At 69.2% G+C, this 15539-nt stretch carries 15 protein-coding genes; 3 read left to right on the top strand and 12 right to left on the bottom strand.

What is annotated here, in order from left to right; genetic code table 11:
• Nucleotides 1–31 precede the first annotated feature (31 nt).
• Nucleotides 32–826 (bottom strand): phosphonate metabolism transcriptional regulator PhnF, encoded by a 795-nt coding sequence (gene phnF / locus JF542_RS07575; protein WP_340689147.1) that lies wholly within the window; start codon nucleotides 824–826, stop codon nucleotides 32–34.
• The gene (locus tag JF542_RS07570) at nucleotides 819–1943 is read right to left on the bottom strand and encodes an alpha-D-ribose 1-methylphosphonate 5-triphosphate diphosphatase (RefSeq protein ID WP_207075378.1); all 1125 of its coding nucleotides are present in this window, start codon (nucleotides 1941–1943) and stop codon (nucleotides 819–821) included. The genes phnF and JF542_RS07570 overlap by 8 nt, the downstream gene beginning before the upstream one ends.
• A 106-nt stretch (nucleotides 1944–2049) precedes the next feature.
• On the opposite strand from JF542_RS07570, the gene JF542_RS07565 reads away from it, so the two are divergent.
• The 3 genes from JF542_RS07565 to phnE are packed head-to-tail and all read left to right on the top strand — an operon-like array spanning nucleotide 2050 to nucleotide 4557.
• On the top strand, nucleotides 2050–2910 hold the full coding sequence (locus tag JF542_RS07565; protein ID WP_040545616.1) for a PhnD/SsuA/transferrin family substrate-binding protein: 861 nt from the start codon (nucleotides 2050–2052) through the stop codon (nucleotides 2908–2910).
• Between the two features lie 56 nt (nucleotides 2911–2966).
• The gene (locus JF542_RS07560; RefSeq protein WP_207075377.1) at nucleotides 2967–3761 is read left to right on the top strand and encodes a phosphonate ABC transporter ATP-binding protein; all 795 of its coding nucleotides are present in this window, start codon (nucleotides 2967–2969) and stop codon (nucleotides 3759–3761) included.
• The gene (gene phnE / locus JF542_RS07555; RefSeq protein ID WP_207075376.1) at nucleotides 3754–4557 is read left to right on the top strand and encodes a phosphonate ABC transporter, permease protein PhnE; all 804 of its coding nucleotides are present in this window, start codon (nucleotides 3754–3756) and stop codon (nucleotides 4555–4557) included. The genes JF542_RS07560 and phnE overlap by 8 nt, the downstream gene beginning before the upstream one ends.
• Nucleotides 4558–4628: 71 nt before the next feature.
• On the opposite strand, the gene JF542_RS07550 is transcribed toward phnE, so the two are convergent.
• The 10 genes from JF542_RS07550 to JF542_RS07505 all read right to left on the bottom strand — a co-directional run bounded on the left by JF542_RS07550 (nucleotide 4629) and on the right by JF542_RS07505 (nucleotide 15537).
• On the bottom strand, nucleotides 4629–5495 hold the full coding sequence (locus tag JF542_RS07550) for a VOC family protein (protein ID WP_242533647.1): 867 nt from the start codon (nucleotides 5493–5495) through the stop codon (nucleotides 4629–4631).
• Nucleotides 5495–5941, bottom strand: a complete 447-nt coding sequence (locus tag JF542_RS07545; RefSeq protein WP_207075375.1) for a DoxX family protein — start codon at nucleotides 5939–5941, stop codon at nucleotides 5495–5497. The genes JF542_RS07550 and JF542_RS07545 overlap by 1 nt, the downstream gene beginning before the upstream one ends.
• An 85-nt stretch (nucleotides 5942–6026) precedes the next feature.
• The gene (locus JF542_RS07540; RefSeq protein WP_207075374.1) at nucleotides 6027–6332 is read right to left on the bottom strand and encodes a hypothetical protein; all 306 of its coding nucleotides are present in this window, start codon (nucleotides 6330–6332) and stop codon (nucleotides 6027–6029) included.
• 93 nt (nucleotides 6333–6425) lie between these two features.
• A complete protein-coding gene (locus JF542_RS07535) occupies nucleotides 6426–7904 on the bottom strand; it encodes a tryptophan halogenase family protein (protein ID WP_207075373.1) in 1479 nt (492 codons plus the stop codon).
• Entirely contained in the window at nucleotides 7904–8674 is a 771-nt protein-coding gene (locus JF542_RS07530) for a SapC family protein (protein WP_340689146.1), read from the bottom strand. Before JF542_RS07530 ends, JF542_RS07535 begins: the two co-directional genes overlap by 1 nt.
• Before the next feature lie 89 nt (nucleotides 8675–8763).
• Nucleotides 8764–9783 carry a radical SAM protein gene (locus JF542_RS07525; protein WP_242533646.1) on the bottom strand — a complete coding sequence of 340 codons (1020 nt, stop codon included), beginning with the start codon at nucleotides 9781–9783 and terminating at the stop codon, nucleotides 8764–8766.
• A complete protein-coding gene (locus JF542_RS07520) occupies nucleotides 9770–10645 on the bottom strand; it encodes a hypothetical protein (protein WP_207075372.1) in 876 nt (291 codons plus the stop codon). Before JF542_RS07520 ends, JF542_RS07525 begins: the two co-directional genes overlap by 14 nt.
• Nucleotides 10645–11391, bottom strand: a complete 747-nt coding sequence (locus JF542_RS07515; protein ID WP_207075371.1) for a hypothetical protein — start codon at nucleotides 11389–11391, stop codon at nucleotides 10645–10647. Before JF542_RS07515 ends, JF542_RS07520 begins: the two co-directional genes overlap by 1 nt.
• Nucleotides 11388–13403 (bottom strand): preprotein translocase subunit SecA, encoded by a 2016-nt coding sequence (locus JF542_RS07510; protein ID WP_207075370.1) that lies wholly within the window; start codon nucleotides 13401–13403, stop codon nucleotides 11388–11390. The genes JF542_RS07515 and JF542_RS07510 overlap by 4 nt, the downstream gene beginning before the upstream one ends.
• The gene (locus tag JF542_RS07505; protein ID WP_207075369.1) at nucleotides 13396–15537 is read right to left on the bottom strand and encodes a PqqD family peptide modification chaperone; all 2142 of its coding nucleotides are present in this window, start codon (nucleotides 15535–15537) and stop codon (nucleotides 13396–13398) included. The genes JF542_RS07510 and JF542_RS07505 overlap by 8 nt, the downstream gene beginning before the upstream one ends.
• Nucleotides 15538–15539 lie beyond the last annotated feature (2 nt).

The following is a 15539-nucleotide window of genomic DNA, read 5'->3' as shown; positions in this document are numbered from 1 at the left end:
TTTTTCATGCGCCGGATCCGACAGGACGCCCTCAGCCGTCGCTGGTAAAGACCAGCTCGACGCTGCTCATCGGCCAGCAGCCGCGGTTGAGTTCGATTGCGGCGCCGTCGGGATCGCGGTTGATCGACGTGACGTGCTGTACCGGTGTCTTCGGGGTGAGGCCGAGGATCTCGGCCTCTTCTCGGCTGGCGAGCCCGCCGCGCACCCGGGTCTCGGCGCGGCGGTAATGCGCGATCCCCGTAGCGCGATAGACCGCGACGACCGATGCGCTTTCCGCGTAATCCGCCTCGAAGCGGGGAAACCGCGCCAGCGGGAACTCCTTGCGCGAAACATAGATCGGCGCGCTGTCGAGCATCCGAAGGCGGTGCAGCTTCAGCACCGGATCGCCGGGAGACAGACCGAAAAGCCGTGCCGCCTCGGCGCTGGCCGGGCCGCGCTCGAGCAGCAAGGTGCGGGTGGAGATCTCGCCGCCATCGGCGACGAGGGAGTCGGCGAAGGTCATGTCGTTGCGGATCTCGAAGTAGCGCGGCTTCTGCCGAACGAAGATCCCGACCCCCTTGCGAGCCTGCAGCTTGCCCTCGCTCTGATGCAGGGCGAGGGCGCGGCGTACGGTGATCCGGCTCACTCCGAAGAGGTCGGCGAGATGCACCTCCCCGGGCAGCTTCGCGCCGGGCGCCACGAGGCCGCGCTCGATGGCGTCCGCCAGCCGGTCATAGATCTGCAACCAGATCGCGCGAAGGGATTTCGGCGCGTAGGGCCGCGTCGCCAGCGCCGCGAACTCCGGATGCGCGCCGGGGATCGGGTTCTCGGGCGAGATGTCAGACACGGTCGAGCACTTTTCTCCCATTCACGAACACGGCGCGGACCTCGCGGCTCTCGGGGTCGAGTACCAGCAGATCGGCGCGCTTCCCGGGCGCGATCTCGCCCCGGTCATGCAGCTTGGCTGCCCGCGCCGGGTTTGTCGAGACCAGAGCCCACGCGTCGGCCAGCGGCAGCACGCCGGTCTGCCAGAGCCGCAACGCGGCGTGCAGCGGCGCCGGGTAGTAGTAATCCGAGGCCAGCACGTCGCAGAGTCCGGCGCCGATCGCGGCGGTGGCGCAGAGCGCGCCGTTGTGGCTCAGCCCGCGCAGCGCGTTGGGCGCCCCGAGGATCACCGGCTCGCTGGCGGCGCGCGCGGCGGCGGCTGCGTCTTCGGTCATGGGGAATTCCGACACCGTGATCCCGAGCCGGTTGCCCTCGGCCCAGTCCTCGGCACTGCACTGGTCGTGCGACAGGATCGGAGCGCCGCACGCGGTGGCGCCGGCGCAGATCTGCGCCGTGGCGCCCGGCACCTCGTCGCGTCGCGCCCAGACGTCGTCGATCATGCGCTTGGTCTCTTCCGGGCTTATCCCCATGCGCGCGGCCATGCGCTTGACCTTGCTCGAGCCCGCCTCGAGGCTCCGGTTCGCGGTGGTGTGGTCGTTGATCGACAGGATGTCGCCCGGTCGGCGCGCGAGCCAGCCCAGCACCTCCTCGACATGATCGACCGCGAAGGTCTCCCAGCGGATGTTGAGGTGGGTGTCGCAGCGCAGCCCCGGCGTGGCCGCCTCGAGCGCTGCGACCAGCTCGCGCGCGACCTCGATGCTGCGCAGCCCCGGTTCCCACGACACGGTCAGCGCGTGAAACGCGGTGGTGATGCCGTTCGAGAGCATCTGCCGGTCGGCTTCGGCAAAGGCGAGCGGGTAGGGGAAGTGCACGCCGGCGCGCGGCTGCACGATCGCCTCGAACCCGTCGCCATGCAGGTCGACGATCCCCGGCAGCACCCATGCGCCGCTGGCATCGAAACGGCGTGCCTCAGGCGCCGCTGCCTCGGTAATCTGACCTCCGGCAAGGTGCAGAGCCCCTTGGGTCAGGGCTCCGCCTGCCAGCACCTCTCCGCCGGTGATCGTCCAATTCTCGGTCATTCTTCGCTTTGCTCCGGTCGTCACGAAACTGTCAACGGAACCCCCTATGACCCCTAACTGTGACACTCCTGTGTACACAGCAACCCATTTCTTTGGAGACCACAGCATGATCCGTTCTCTCCTCGCCGCGACCGCTGCCCTCGCGCTCACCGTCGCCGCCCCCGTCCTTGCCGATCCGCTGAAATTCGCGGTGACCGACATCGAAGGGCTGGAAGCCCTGCAACAGGAATTCGCCGCGTTCGAAACCGCGCTCGAAGAGATCTCCGGCGAAGAGATCGAGCTCTTCGCGGTGAGTTCGCGCACTGCCGCCGTCGAGGCGCTGAACCAGGGCCAGGTCGACCTGGTGCTGACCGGCCCCGCCGAGTACGCGGTGATCAAGGAGCTGACCGACGCGCAGATCGTCACCGCCTGGCAGCGCCCGAACTACTATGCGCAGATCGTCGCGCTGAGCGAGGGCCCGGTGAAGACGGTGCAGGACCTGAAGGGCAAGACCGTGACCTTCGGGTCGGTCGGCTCGACCTCCCAGCACCTCGGACCGGCGCAGGTGCTGTCGGATTTCGGCCTCGCCTACAACACCGACTACATGCCGCAGATCATTTCGCGCAATGTCGCCGTCGAGGCGCTGATCCGCGGTGATGTCGCCGCCGTCGGCATGAACGAGGGCCACCTTGCGAGCATCCGCGAGGCCTTCCCCGAGCAGTCCTTCACCGTGATTGCCCGTGGTCGCGACCTGCCGAACGACATCCTCGTGGCCCGCGCCGATGCGGATGCCGAGGCCGTCGCCGCGGTGAAGGCGGCGTTCGTCGAGAACGGCGAGACGCTGATGCAGGCGGTCCTGCAGGGCGACGACAACCAGAAGTACAAGGGCGGCTTCTTCCTCAGCGAAGTGAAGGACGGCGATTACGACTACGTGCGCTCGATGTACCAGACCATCGGCGTCGACACCTCGTCCTTCGTCGGCAACTGATCCCCGGATCGGACGGTGCCGGGCCGCTGCGGCCCGGCATCCTTTCGGAGGCCCTCATGCTCGATCTCCAGACTGCCCCGCCCGAGACGGCGCAGCTCGCGGTGGCGCCGGTGATCACCGCGCGCGGCCTGACCAAATCCTATGACCGTCGCAGCATGATCCTGCGCGGCGTCGACCTGCAGATCCAGCCGGGCGAACGCATCGCGCTGATCGGCTCCAACGGCTGCGGCAAGTCCACGCTTCTGAAATGCCTGATCGGCCTGCACCCGATCAGCGGCGGTGAGCTCGATTGCCTTGGGGCGCGGATGCAGGGCGGCGGCAGCCGTGCCGAGCGCCAGCACCTGCGCCAGCAGACCGGTTTCGTGTTCCAGAAACACTGCCTCGTGCGGCGCCGCACGGTCCTGTCGAACGTCATCCACGGGCTGTTCGGCGCTCCGGGCAGCTGGCGCGCCTTCTCGCACAGCATCGCGCCCGAGCCGTGGCGCCAGCGCGCGCTCGAGGCGCTGGACGCGGTCAACCTGGCCGACAAGGCGATGATGCGTGCCGACGCGCTCTCTGGCGGGCAGCAGCAGCGTGTCGCCATCGCCCGCGCGCTCGTGCGCCGACCCCGGCTGCTGATCGCCGACGAGCCCGCGGCGAGCCTCGACCCGGTGTCGGGGCGCAACGTGATGGACCTGTTCCAGAGCCTCTGCGGTGGGCAGGGGATCACGCTGCTGTTCACCTCGCACGACATGAAACACGCGCTGGACTACGCCACCCGCGTGGTTGCGCTGAAACAGGGGCGCGTGCTGTTCGACAAGCCGAGCGGCCGGGTCTCGCAATCCGATCTGAACGAGACCTTCCATGGCTGATCCCCGCCCCCTGCCGACCCCGGACCGCATGGGCGGGCTGTCGCCCGCCTCTTTCGCCGCGCTGGTAACCGTCGGCGCGCTGGTTCTGGTGTCGATGAACAACGTCGCGCCCTCGCTGGGGCAACTGGCTGATGGTGTGCCGGGGATGCTGCGTCTCGTGGGCCGGATGCTGCCGCCCAATACCGAGGCGGATTTCCTCGCGCGGATCGCGCTGCGGATCCTCGAGACCTTCCAGATCGCGCTTGCCGGGGCGGCCATCGGCATCGTGCTCAGCCTGCCGATCGCGTGGCTCTCGGCGCGGGGGCTGTCGCCGCTCGGGCGCGGCTCGTTCCTCGTGAAGGCCTTCGTCTCGCTGCTGCGCACCATCCCGGACCTCGTCTGGGCACTGCTCTTCGTGGCGACGGTGGGCCTTGGCGCGGTGGCGGGCACGATGACCATCATGGTCGACACCATCGGCTTCTGCGGCCGGTTCTTCGCCGAGGCGATGGAGGATGCCGAGCGCGAGCCGCAGGAGGCGCTGCGGGCCATCGGCGCCAACCGCGCCTCGGTTCTGGTCGGCGGCGTGCTGCCAGACATCATGCCGTCGCTGATCAACTCCTCGCTCTTTGCGCTGGAAAAGGCGGTGCGCTCGTCGGTGGTGCTCGGGCTCGTCGGTGCCGGCGGCATCGGGCAGGAGCTGAAGGTGGCCTTCGATCTCTTCCAGTACCGCAACGCCTCGATGATCATCCTCGTGATCTTTGCCATCGTGCTGCTCATGGAGCTCTGCACCGACAAGCTGCGCGCGCGCGTCAGGTAAGGCGCATCCCGGCGACCCTCGCGGAGGCCGGGATGCGGTGCGCCGCCCTGCTGGCGAAGGCGGCGCCTGTCTCAGGCCAGCCGGATCGCGGTGCCCCAGTCGTCTTCGAACTGCTCCATGGGCCCGCTATCGCGCCGCAGCAGCTCCAGCAGCTCGAGCCCCGTGGTGCGCTCCGACCGCCGTCCCGCACCGGCGCTGAGCCACTGGTTGACGGCGATGTGGTGGTGATAGCCCCCGGTCGAGAGGAACACCGCATCGTCGCGGCTGCTGACCGCGTCGAAGCCGAGCGTCTCCTGCCACCAGCGTCCCGCACGGGGTGCATCGCCCACCTTCATGTGCACGTGGCCGATGCTCGTGCCCGCCGGTGCCCCGGTCCAGAGCGGCGGCAGGGCCCCGAGCGTCGCCATGATGCCCTCGAGGTCGAGCCGGTAGGAGCCCATTTGCACCTCGCCATCGACCCAGCGCCAGCCCGCCTGCGGGGTGTCGGCGTAGATCTCGACCCCGTTGCCCTCGGGATCGGTGAGGTAGATCGCCTCGCTGACCCGGTGATCGGCGGTGCCGTCGACCGGGATGCGCCGCTCGACCGCCATCGCGATCCAGTTGGCGAGATCGCGGCGCGAGGGAAGCAGGATGGCGGTGTGAAAGAGGCCCGCCTCTTGCTGGCCCGGCAGGTCGAGCCCACTGCGCTCGGTCAGGCCGAGCAGTCGCTCGCCACCCGCGCCGAGCCAGATCGTGGCGCCCTCGCGGGTGATCTCCTGCAGGCCGACGGCGCTCTGGTACCACGCCGCAAGCGCTTCGGCGTCGCGGCAGCGCAGGGTCACGCGGCCAACGCGGACCGGCGCCGAGAGCGGCAGGCTGTTGGCCGCCGCGGCAAGCCCGGGCAGGGTGGAGGCGAGCGCCGCAGCGCCCGCTCCTGTCAACAGGGTTCGCCTGTCCATCACAGTTCTTTCCCGAGCAGTCGGTCGAGAGAGTAGCGGCCGCCGCCCTTGGCGAGGAAGGTGAGGGTCACCGCCGACCAGATCAGCGACAACTCGGCGCCGCTGTAGCCCTCGTCCCGTGCGATCCAGTGGAAGTAGACCGTCACCAGCAGCACGACGGTGGTGCCGCCGGCGGCGAGGCGGGTGAACAGGCCGAGCACCAGCAGCAGGCCGCCGCCGAACTCGGTCACAGCAAGCAGGATCGACCAGAGCCAGCCGGGTGCGAAGCCGAGCCCTTCCACCATGCCTGCGGCACCGGTGGGGTTCTGGATCTTTGGCCAGCCGTGGACCATGAGCGCCACGCCGCTGATCACGCGGAGCCAGAGCTCGGTAAGAGGGGCCGCGGCGCGGTAGAGCGGGGCGAGGACCGGCAGCAGCAGCGCCGGGCGATGGGTGTTGGTTGTCATCGTGTCGTATCTCCATTGGATGCGATCGCCCGGGGGCGTCGCAGAAAAGCCGGCACCTCTTGGTGCCAATGAGAGGGAATGGAGATCAGGCCCGCGGCGGGCGGAGGTCGGGGCGTACCGGTCGGCTCGGGGCAGGGGCGTCATCGGGCGCGATCCGCGCAAGCCGGGTCACCCGGGGCTGCACGGAAAGGTCGCGCGCCGCGGGGACCGTGCAGGTGAAGCAGGGCTTCTTGACCGGAGCACGGGTCGGAAGCGCGACGCCCGGTGCGACGCAGACGTCTTCGAAGGTCAGAGTGCTGGGGCAACGCGACGAGGCCTCGGCCCCCATTGGCAGGAGGGTCGTGACAAGCAGGGCAGTGAGGGTCGCACAGAGCGCCAGGATGCGCAGCATCTGCAGGTCCGGTCGGTTGATGGTGAGGCCGTTCTGGCGTCCGCTGCTTGATGCGGCAAGCTTGGTCCGCACCGGCTCACACAGAAGTGAGGTTCAGCGGCCTGCCTGAGTAAGGTGCCGCAGCAGGGTTCCGTGATCGGGCAGCGCGTCGAGCATCTGGCGCGTCAACGCCTCGGCCGGGGCAGCGCAGGGCGTCGTGCCCGCTGGTGCGGTGGCCGGACGCCACCCCATACCCAGCAGAATGAACTCCCACGCGGTGTGCGAGAAAGGGCTGTAGCGATAGGAGAAATCCGCGAATGAGGGCGGTCGCAGCTGCCAGAGTTCGAGCAGTTCGCGCAGCCGCTCCGAGCGCAGCGCGGCTTCCGCAGCATCGCGCCAGAAGGTCGTGTCACGGCGCTGCGCCACCGCATAGTGCAGGGCGAGGAAATCAGCGAGATCGTCGTGCATCTCGGCCAGCAGCGCGTTGTAGCGCCGCGCCAGCGGTTGCATCGGAAGGCCGGGCGCGGCGGGAAACATCTCGACCAGCGCGCGCGCGGCAAAATCCGCGAGGAAGAGTCCGGTGCTCTCCAGCGGCTCGAGGAACCCCGCCGCAAGGCCAAGCGCCACCACGTTGCCCTGCCACGGCGCGGCGCGCCGTCCGGGGGTGAAATGGATTACCCGGGTGGGCAGCTCGGCGCTGTGCTGGCCCTCTTCGGCGCGCAGCGCTGCTTCGGCCTCGTCATCGCTGAGATGAGCGGAGGAATAGACGTAGCCGCGCCCGCGCCGGTGGCGCAGGCCGATATCCCAGCACCAGCCCACCTCGAGCGCGCGGGCCCGGGTGAAGGGCGCCGGGGTGTAGGCCGGGTCATCCTCGGGCACCCGCATGGTCACCGCCCGGTCGCAGAGCAGGCGGTCGGCGTAGGACACCCAGTCGCGCCCCTCCTCGGGCAGCAGCAACCCGGCAAAACCGGTGCAGTCGACCCAGAGATCGGCGCTGAGCGGTGGGCCGTCCTCGGTGCGAAGCGCGGTGACGGTCTCTCCCTCGCGCAGCACCCCGGTGACATGGGCGCTCTGCCGGGTCACGCCCCTGGAGGTCAGTTGCCCCGCGAGGTACTCGGCGAATTTCTCGGCGTCGAGGTGATAGGCGTAGGGCACCGGTCCGGTGAACTCGGGCGCACCCGCGGGGCGGGGCGCGCGCTCATGCGCGATCAGTGCCGCCTGTGCCGAGGCGATGGCAGCGAAGGGCGGCTCTCCGGAAGAGGCCAGCCAGCGGGCGGCGATGTCGCGGGGCAGGGCGTGGCGATGGAACGGGTGCAGGCAGCGGCTGCCCGGTCCGGACCAGTCGTCAAAGCGTATGCCGTGCTTGAAGCTGGCATCGCAGGCCGCAAGCACGCCGCGCTCGGACAGGCCGAAGCGGCGCAGCATGTCGCGCATGGTGGGGATCGTGGCCTCGCCGACCCCGATGCGCGGGGCCTTCGGGCTTTCAACCACGGTGATCGAGACCGGCCCGGGGCCGGTCCCGTTGAGTTGCGCCTGAAGCGTGGCGGCCGCGATCCAGCCAGCCGAGCCGCCCCCGACGATGGTGACCCGCATCAGGCGTCTTCGGAGACCGCTGCCTCGTCAGTTTCCGGGGCCGCCGCCTGCGACGCGGCGATGCGGCGCGCCATCGGCGTCAGGTTGTTGAGCGACTGCAGGTGCACGTAGCAGAGCTCGAGCTCATCGGTCTTGGCCATCTCGGCCAGCACCTCGGCGGGCAGCGCCTTGAGCTTGTCGCGGTCGAGCGTGAAGAAGCCGCCAAGCTGCGCCGACTGGCCACCGGGGAGGCTGAACTGCGCCTGCGCGGGCTTCAGAAGGTCGTGCTCCATCAGCCGCTTGCAGAACAGCTGCGTACGGTCGAAGAGGCCCTGGTACTCGCGGGTGAAGGTCAGCATCGACTCGAGGTAGCGGGTGCGCTTGCCCTCGGCGTCGAACAGGCGTTCGCCCTTGCCGTCCTTGTTGAAGCCCTCGTGCTCCTCGTCGATGCAGAGCGTGAAGGTCTTGCCGTCGTCGGAGCGGGCGAAGACGAAAGGATAGCGGCGCAGGAAGGCGGGCACGTAGCCGCCGGTCCAGTTGCCCTCGGCATCGACGGCGTTGTTCTCGTTGGCGCGCATTCCGAGAATGACCGACGGGAAGATATTCTTGTCGTCACCGGCGAAGACGATGGCGTAATCGGTGGCGGCGGCGATGAACTCGGCGGCAAGCAGCGGCACCGAGTTGACCTCTTTCGCAAACGCATAGTTGCGGTCGGCCTCGAGCGACCAGTCGCGGTGCCGTTCGGACGAGATCGGCACAGCCCGCTCGTAGATCATCAGTTGTTTCGTCACGTTGATCCCTCCCTCTGGGTCAGTTCGCCACCCACACCGGTTTCCAGTTTCGAAGGCTATCCGGATAAAGCGAGCGAGAAAAGAAAATTTCAATCCGAAATAAGCGGATGTAGCTGTTCGGCCTCGTCGCCGAAGCGGGCGATATAGGCCGGTGTCAGGCCGAGGCACTCGGTCGAGGAGCAAGCGGCGCGGTGCGGGCAACGGTGGAACTGGTTGCGGTCGAATTCCTGCCAGAAGGCCGGGTCGATCATCAGCAGCGGCTGGGCATTGACCAGCGCGTCCGAGAGCTCGCCCATCAGGCATTCGGGTACGTTCTTGACCTCGACGAACCGGCCCGCCGCGCGCGCGGCGAGGATCGCATCGCGCAGGTAGGGCATCAGCTCGGGGAAGGCGACGGCGAGGCGCTTGTCGTCGCGTTCGGCCATCGGGAAGAAGTTCCAGAACTCCATCTGCACGAGCCGCTCGAGATGGCCAAGCGCGGCGACGATTTCGGGCAGATCGCGATAGCAGAGCGAGGTGATCACCGTGTTGGTCAGCAGCCGCACATCCTCGTGACGGTCGAGATACTCCATCCCCGCGAGCATCTTGTCCCACGCGCCGGGGACCTGCGTGATGGCGTCATGGCTGGCTGCTCCGGCCCCGGCGACCGAGACGAAGAACTCGTTCACGCCGGCCTCGAGCAGCCGGTCGGCATACCCGGGCCGCGACAGGTGCACACCGTGGGTCTGGATGCGGACCCGCTCGAAACCGGCAGCGCGGGCGGCGCGGGCGAGATCGGGCAGGTCGGCACGCAGGGTGATCTCGGAGCCGGTCAGGATGAGACCGCGCCAGCGACGATGTACGCGCTGCTCCTCAAGCACCTTGTCGAAAAGCGGCGCGGGGGTCGGCTGCAGCCGGTCCATCGTGCCCTCGATCATGCAGTGCACGCATCTGAGGTTGCAGCGAAATTCCATCGTCACGCTGACGTAGTCGTCGTGATCGCGCAGCGACAGCCGCTCGTCCGGCGCGATGGCCTTGGGCGTGGTCACGCCGGCGCGCACGCCGGGCAGATCGAGCGCCTTGCGCGCCTCCAGCGCGGCGTCGGGGCGGAGGCGGTCAGAGGATCCCATAGACGCTTCCCTTGGTGTATCGGACCCCGCCCTCGGGCGTGGCCTCCCAATCGTAGCCGATATCGAAGAGCAGATGCCCGAAGCGGTGCAGGTTGGTGCGGAAGAAGTCGCGGATCGGCTCGGGATAGCCCAGTCGGTCGAGGCAGAGCACCGTCTGGTCGGCGGGGATTCTCGAAAAATACACCCCGTCGGCGTGGCGCTTGTTGGCGACGACGATGGTCTGGGCGGTGATCTCGGGCCAGAGCCAATGCTCTGGCGAGACCGGAGCCGCCGCCTGCGCGGTCTCGGCGAGTTTGGCGCGGATAGCGTCGGTCTCGCGGAGCGCGTTGAAGAAGAAGTAGAAGTTGCGCATCTCGAAGCCGGATTTCGTCAGCCCATAGCAGATGCCCGACGAGACGCTGCTCCCGGGGTTCCCGATATAAAGGTCGATCTGGTCGATGGCGCCACCCTGCAGCTGCTCGACGGTCAACTCTACCGAGAACATGAAATAGGGCCGGCTGTCGCCGCTGAGCGGTGCGGTGATCGGCACAAGCGGGCCGATGGCGCGGTGCAGGGCACGGGTGTCGAAGCGCCGGCCCAGCCGGGCGTAATCGTAGAAATAGAATTCCCAGCTCAGCCGGCCATCGGCGTGCTTGAGCCCCCAGACGGTGCGGAACGGACCGTTGGCGCCGACGAGCGCGTCGCAGATCTCCAGCATCTTCGGCGGCAGCCCGGCGATGGCGAAGGAGTGATACAGCAGCGCCGCGCTCTGCCAGCTCTCGCGGTTGGGCAGCGCGGGCGGGTCATAGGGCCAGAGACAGAAGTCGAGGCTCGGGTCGGCGCGGCGTGCACGGTGGATGCCTCCGGAGGTCTGTCCGTCCATCACAACGCCCCCCGCACCCGATGCGCGCCGTAATAGAGCGTCGCGAAGGGCCGCCCGTCGCGGGCGGTTCCGGCGGCGACATGACCGAGCGGGCGCGCGGCCTCTCGCGCGAGCAGCAGGGCGGAGGCCGGTCCGAGAAGACGGGTAAGGCTCTCGGCGTGGTCGCCGAGCGTCGCCCCGAGCGGCGTGAGGTTGAGGTCGAGCGAGCGACGCGGGTTGCCGGGTTCCGTCACTTCGAGCAGCGTCAGCGGCTGCGGAGTGGGCAGGGCGGCGAGGCTCAGCAGCGCATCGCGCACCGCTCCCTCGGGCAGCCCGGCGGTGATCCTTTTGGCGAGCTCCGGCGCGGGGAGTGGCCCGGCATCGCGGTAGTCGCTGAGCGCAAATGCACCATCGTCGCGCCATTTCAGAGCGAGGAAGGCGAGACCCGGCTCGGGTCGGTCGCCATCGGCGAACTCGAGATAGCATTTCAGCACCCAGTGCGTGCCTTCCGGCTCGAGCCCGAAATGCAGGCTCGCGGCGCGCGATTGCAGCGGCTCGAGCCGTGCCACACCCTCGGCCGGTGCGCCGAGCTCATCGAGCATTCCGCGCAGCACCCGCGACGGGCCGGGGCCAAGCGCACCGCGCGGGAAGCTCACCAGAAAGCGCCCCTCGCGCAACGCGTCGCCGATCGCCTTGACCGAGTATTCGCGCAGCAGCGGACGTTCGACGGGGGTAAGCACTGCTGCGATCCGCTCCGCCGGGCTCATTCTGCCTCTCCCGAGAGCGCCAAGAGGCTGCCGAGCCCACGATCGGCGGCGAGCAGGTCGTGGCGCATCCGGCCATGCATGCGTTCGACCCGGCGTTGCCGGGCGCGAAACGCCAGCGCCGCCACGCCGGGGCCGAGAGGCCGGAGCAGCCGTGCCGCGCGGCGGTTCCAGCGCGCGCCCTTGCTGCCGAGCAGCTCGTCCTCGAGCGACAGCATGCGCTCGACACGGCCCGGATCGCCCTGCCGTCCGCAGCGGCCCTCGAGCTGACGGTCCACCCGGCGGCTGTCGTGGCGCTCGGTCAGCAGCACGTGCAGCCCGCCAAGCTCGGCCACGCCCGGCGCGAGCTTGATGTCGGTGCCGCGCCCGGCCATGTTCGTGGCCACCGTCACCGCACCGCGCTGGCCGGCCAGCGACACCACCGCGGCCTCGTCCGCATCCTGCACCGCGTTCAGAAGCTGGTGTGCAATACCGGCGCGCGCCAGCTCTGCGCTGATCCGTTCCGAGGCCCCAACCGAGCGGGTGCCGATCAGCACCGGGGTGCCGGTTTCATGCAGCTCGGCGGTGCGCGCGGCGATGGCGCGGCACTTCGCGGCCTCGCTGGCAAAGATCCGGTCGCGGGCAAAGCGGCGCCGGTCGCCCTTGTGAGGCGGGATGCGGATCACCCCGAGCCCGTAGACCGAGTAGAGCTCCCACGCCGCATCGCTGGCGGTGCCGGTCATGCCCGCGAGGCGCTGGTAGCGCCGGAACACCCGCTGGTAGCTGATCCGCGACAGGGTGGCGCGGGGCTCGGTCAGTTCGACGTCCTCCTTCAGCTCGATCATCTGGTGCAGCCCCTCGGACCAGCTCCGGTCCTCCTGAATGCGGCCGGTGTTCTCGTCGACGATCTGGACCTTGCCGTCGCGCACGACGTAATCGTTGTCGCGGTGGAACAGGTGCAGCGCCGAGAGCGCCTGCACCACCGCGTGATCGCGGATCACCCCGACCCGGAACGGCCCGCTGCCATACTCGCCCATGATCTCGAGCCGCTCGGCGCCCTTGGGGGTGATCTCGATCCGGTGCTCGTTGGGGTGAATGCGGTAATCCTTGCCTTCGTCGAGCTGGCGCGCGGCGCGCAGCGCGCGGCGCAGGAAGCCCGGATCCTGATTGCGCGCCACATCGGTGCTGCCAGAGATCACCAGCGGTGTGCGGGCCTCATCGATCAGCACCGAGTCCGCCTCGTCGATCAGCGCGAAATGCAATCCGCGCATGCGCAGCACCGCGCCCGGACCCTCGGCCGCGAGGCGCTCGACCTTGCGGCGCAGGTTGCCGGGGTTGCGCCGCAGCACCATGCGGTCGCGGAGATAGTCGAAAGCAATCTCCTTGTTGGCGCCGAAGACGATGTCGGCACGGTAGATCGCCTCCCGCTCCGGCTCCTGTTGGCCCGCCTGCACCACGCCGGTCGAGAGACCGAGGAAATCATAGAGCGGGCGCATCAGGTCGCGGTCGCGCAGGGCGAGGTAGTCGTTGACGGTAATCACGTGCACCGGCACCCCGGCAAGCGCCATGGTGCAACTTGCCAGCGTCGCGCAGAGCGTCTTGCCCTCGCCAGTGCGCATCTCGGCCACGGCGCCGCGCAGCATGGCGAAGGCGCCAAGCAACTGCACGTCGTAGTGGCGCATCCCGAGCGTGCGCTCGGCGGCCTCGCGCAGCAGCGCGAAGGCCGGGCCAAGCATCTTCGCGTCGGGCAGTCCCTGTGCGATCGCCAGCCGGAGCGGGGCGCGCAGCGCCTCGGCGGCGGCGCGCAGCTCTGCGTCGGTGAGCGGCCGCAGCGCGGCCTCGTGCCGCGCGGTCTCGGTGAGGATCGCGCTCAGCCCATGGCGGCGCAGGCCCGCGGTGCGGGCCACGCCGAGACCGATCAATTTCCGGCCCAGCCGGTCGAGCTTGCCCTCCTCGCTCTCGGGGCGCTCGGCATAGCCGGCGATGCGCGGCAGGGTCAGGCGCGGGCCGGGGCGCGGGGCGGCGAGCTCAGACATTGAAGCGCTTCAGGAAGAGCTGGCGCAGCGCCCGGCCGATCCGGAGGCCGACCGGCGCATCGCCGTGATCAAAGCGCACGATGGCGCGCTCGCCGATGAACGGCGCGGCCCCCGTCGCGGTGGTGGCGACGTCGAAGAGGAACAGGCTCTGGACAGTCCGGCTGCGGTCGGGGTCGTCGGGATCGAGCGCGAAGGGCCCGCCCGCCTGTGTCGAGAGCGCGGGCGAGGGCAGCCGGTTGGTGCCCTCAGGAGACAGGCCGACGATCCGGGCCGGGATCTCGATGCCGGGCTGGCGCTCGAGCCGCAGGCTGACCGCATCGCTGGCGCGCACCAGCTCGGCGGTCTGCTGCGGCACCGCCACCCGGTAGCGGGTGGTGCCGTCGGGCAGCAGGTAGCCCAGCACGGCGCCCTTGTGCATCAGACGCCCCGTCAGGTCGTCGGCCTGCGGGATTAGGGCCATGCCATCGCGCGGGGCCGTAAGTGTGAGGGCGGTGGCGCGTTCGTCGTAGAGCTCAAGCCGGCCCTCGAGATGCGCCACCTGCTCGCGCAGCAGCTTGGCCTGCACCTGGTCCGAGGTGGCGACGGCGGCAAGCTTGAGCCGCATCTCCGCCAGCCGCGCGGCGGCAAGCGTGCGCGCGGCGTCGAGGATGGGGTCCTCCATGCGCAAGAGCGCGGTGCCGGCGGCGACGCTGGCCTGCTCGACCGGGGTCTCGGCGACGAACCCGTCGGTGGCGGCGCGCAGGATCTGATCATCCTCAAGCCAGACCACCCCGGAGGCCAGCGTCCGGTGCGGCACGGGCAGGGTGAAGATCGCCGCGAGCACGGCGGCGGCGAGCCCGCCCGAGACGGCCAGCGCGCGCAGGCGGCGGCCCCGTAGGGAGCCCGCGGTGAAGAGGAATTTCAGCCCCTTCCAGACCGGGAACAGGAAGACGTTGGAAAGCGCCCAGATCGCCAGAAGCACGCCGATGAAGAAGAACTTCGAGGCCACCACCAGCGCGATGGTGATGGAAATGCCGATGCGGTAGACGAAGGCCGCGATCGAGTAGAACAGGAACCACGCCCGCTCGCCCTTGGCGGTGACCGGGCTCTGCGCGCTGCGCAGGCCAAGCAGGTAGCGCTGCACGAGGTACCAGAAATACTTGTTGGACCGTTGCCCCAGATTGGGGATCTCGACCACGTCGCTCAGCACGAAGTAGCCGTCGAAGCGCAGCAGCGGGTTGCCGTTGAAGAACAGCGTCGAGACGCCGCCGATCAGCATCACGTTGAAGGCGAAGGCGCGTACCAGCCCGGGCTCGACATTGATCCAGACGATCATCGCCAGCGCCGCCAGCGCCAGCTCGACCATGATACCGGCACCGCCAACCACCGCGCGGCGCCATTTCTCGGGAAAGGCGGCGGAGGCCGAGGCGTCGACATAGGGCACCGGGATGAAGACGAGGAACATCACCCCGATCTCGTGCACCTCGCCGCCCCAGGCCTTGGTGGCATAGGCGTGGCCCAGCTCGTGCACCGCCTTGACCAGCGGGAAGGCCAGCGCCACCAGCAGGAGGTTCTCGGCCGAGAGCACCCGGTCGATCACCCCGCCGAGCAGCTCTTCGGCATGCAGGACCGCCAGCGCCACCCCGGTCAGCACCAGCGCCAGCCACACGACGAAGCCCCAGACGGTGAAAACCGGACGCACCAGCGCCACGGTGCGGTCGAGGAAGGCGTCGGGGTCGAAGAGCGGCAAACGCATCGCCAGCGGGTTGCGCAGCCGGGCGATCAGGGACTGTCGCGCCTGATCGTGGTGACGGCGGCCCATCTCGGCGATGTCCGGGGGCACGTCGCCGGCGATCAGGTCGGCGCCATGCAGCTGGGCCAGCAGGCGGATCACCTCGGACTGCGTCGGCGGGTCGTCCTCGAACCGGGCGCAGGCCGCCTCCCAGAGCGTCTGCACGGTGCGTCGCCCGTCCATCAGCGACAGCATCAGGTTCGCCGCCGGGCTCAGCCGGTGATAGCGCCCCGAGTGGCTGTCCTGCACCACGAACCAGGTCTGGCCGCGAAAGCGCTGACGGTGGATATCGACATGGCTGCGCAGCCGCGGTCGTAGTGGAGCGACGCGATACCAGTCCTGCGAAAGAAAGCTCTGCACCATCG

Source organism: Salipiger bermudensis (assembly GCF_017309175.1).
GTDB lineage: Bacteria > Pseudomonadota > Alphaproteobacteria > Rhodobacterales > Rhodobacteraceae > Salipiger > Salipiger bermudensis.
The sequence above is the reverse complement of the archived record's forward strand: the minus strand, read 5'-3'. Positions and strand labels throughout refer to the sequence as shown.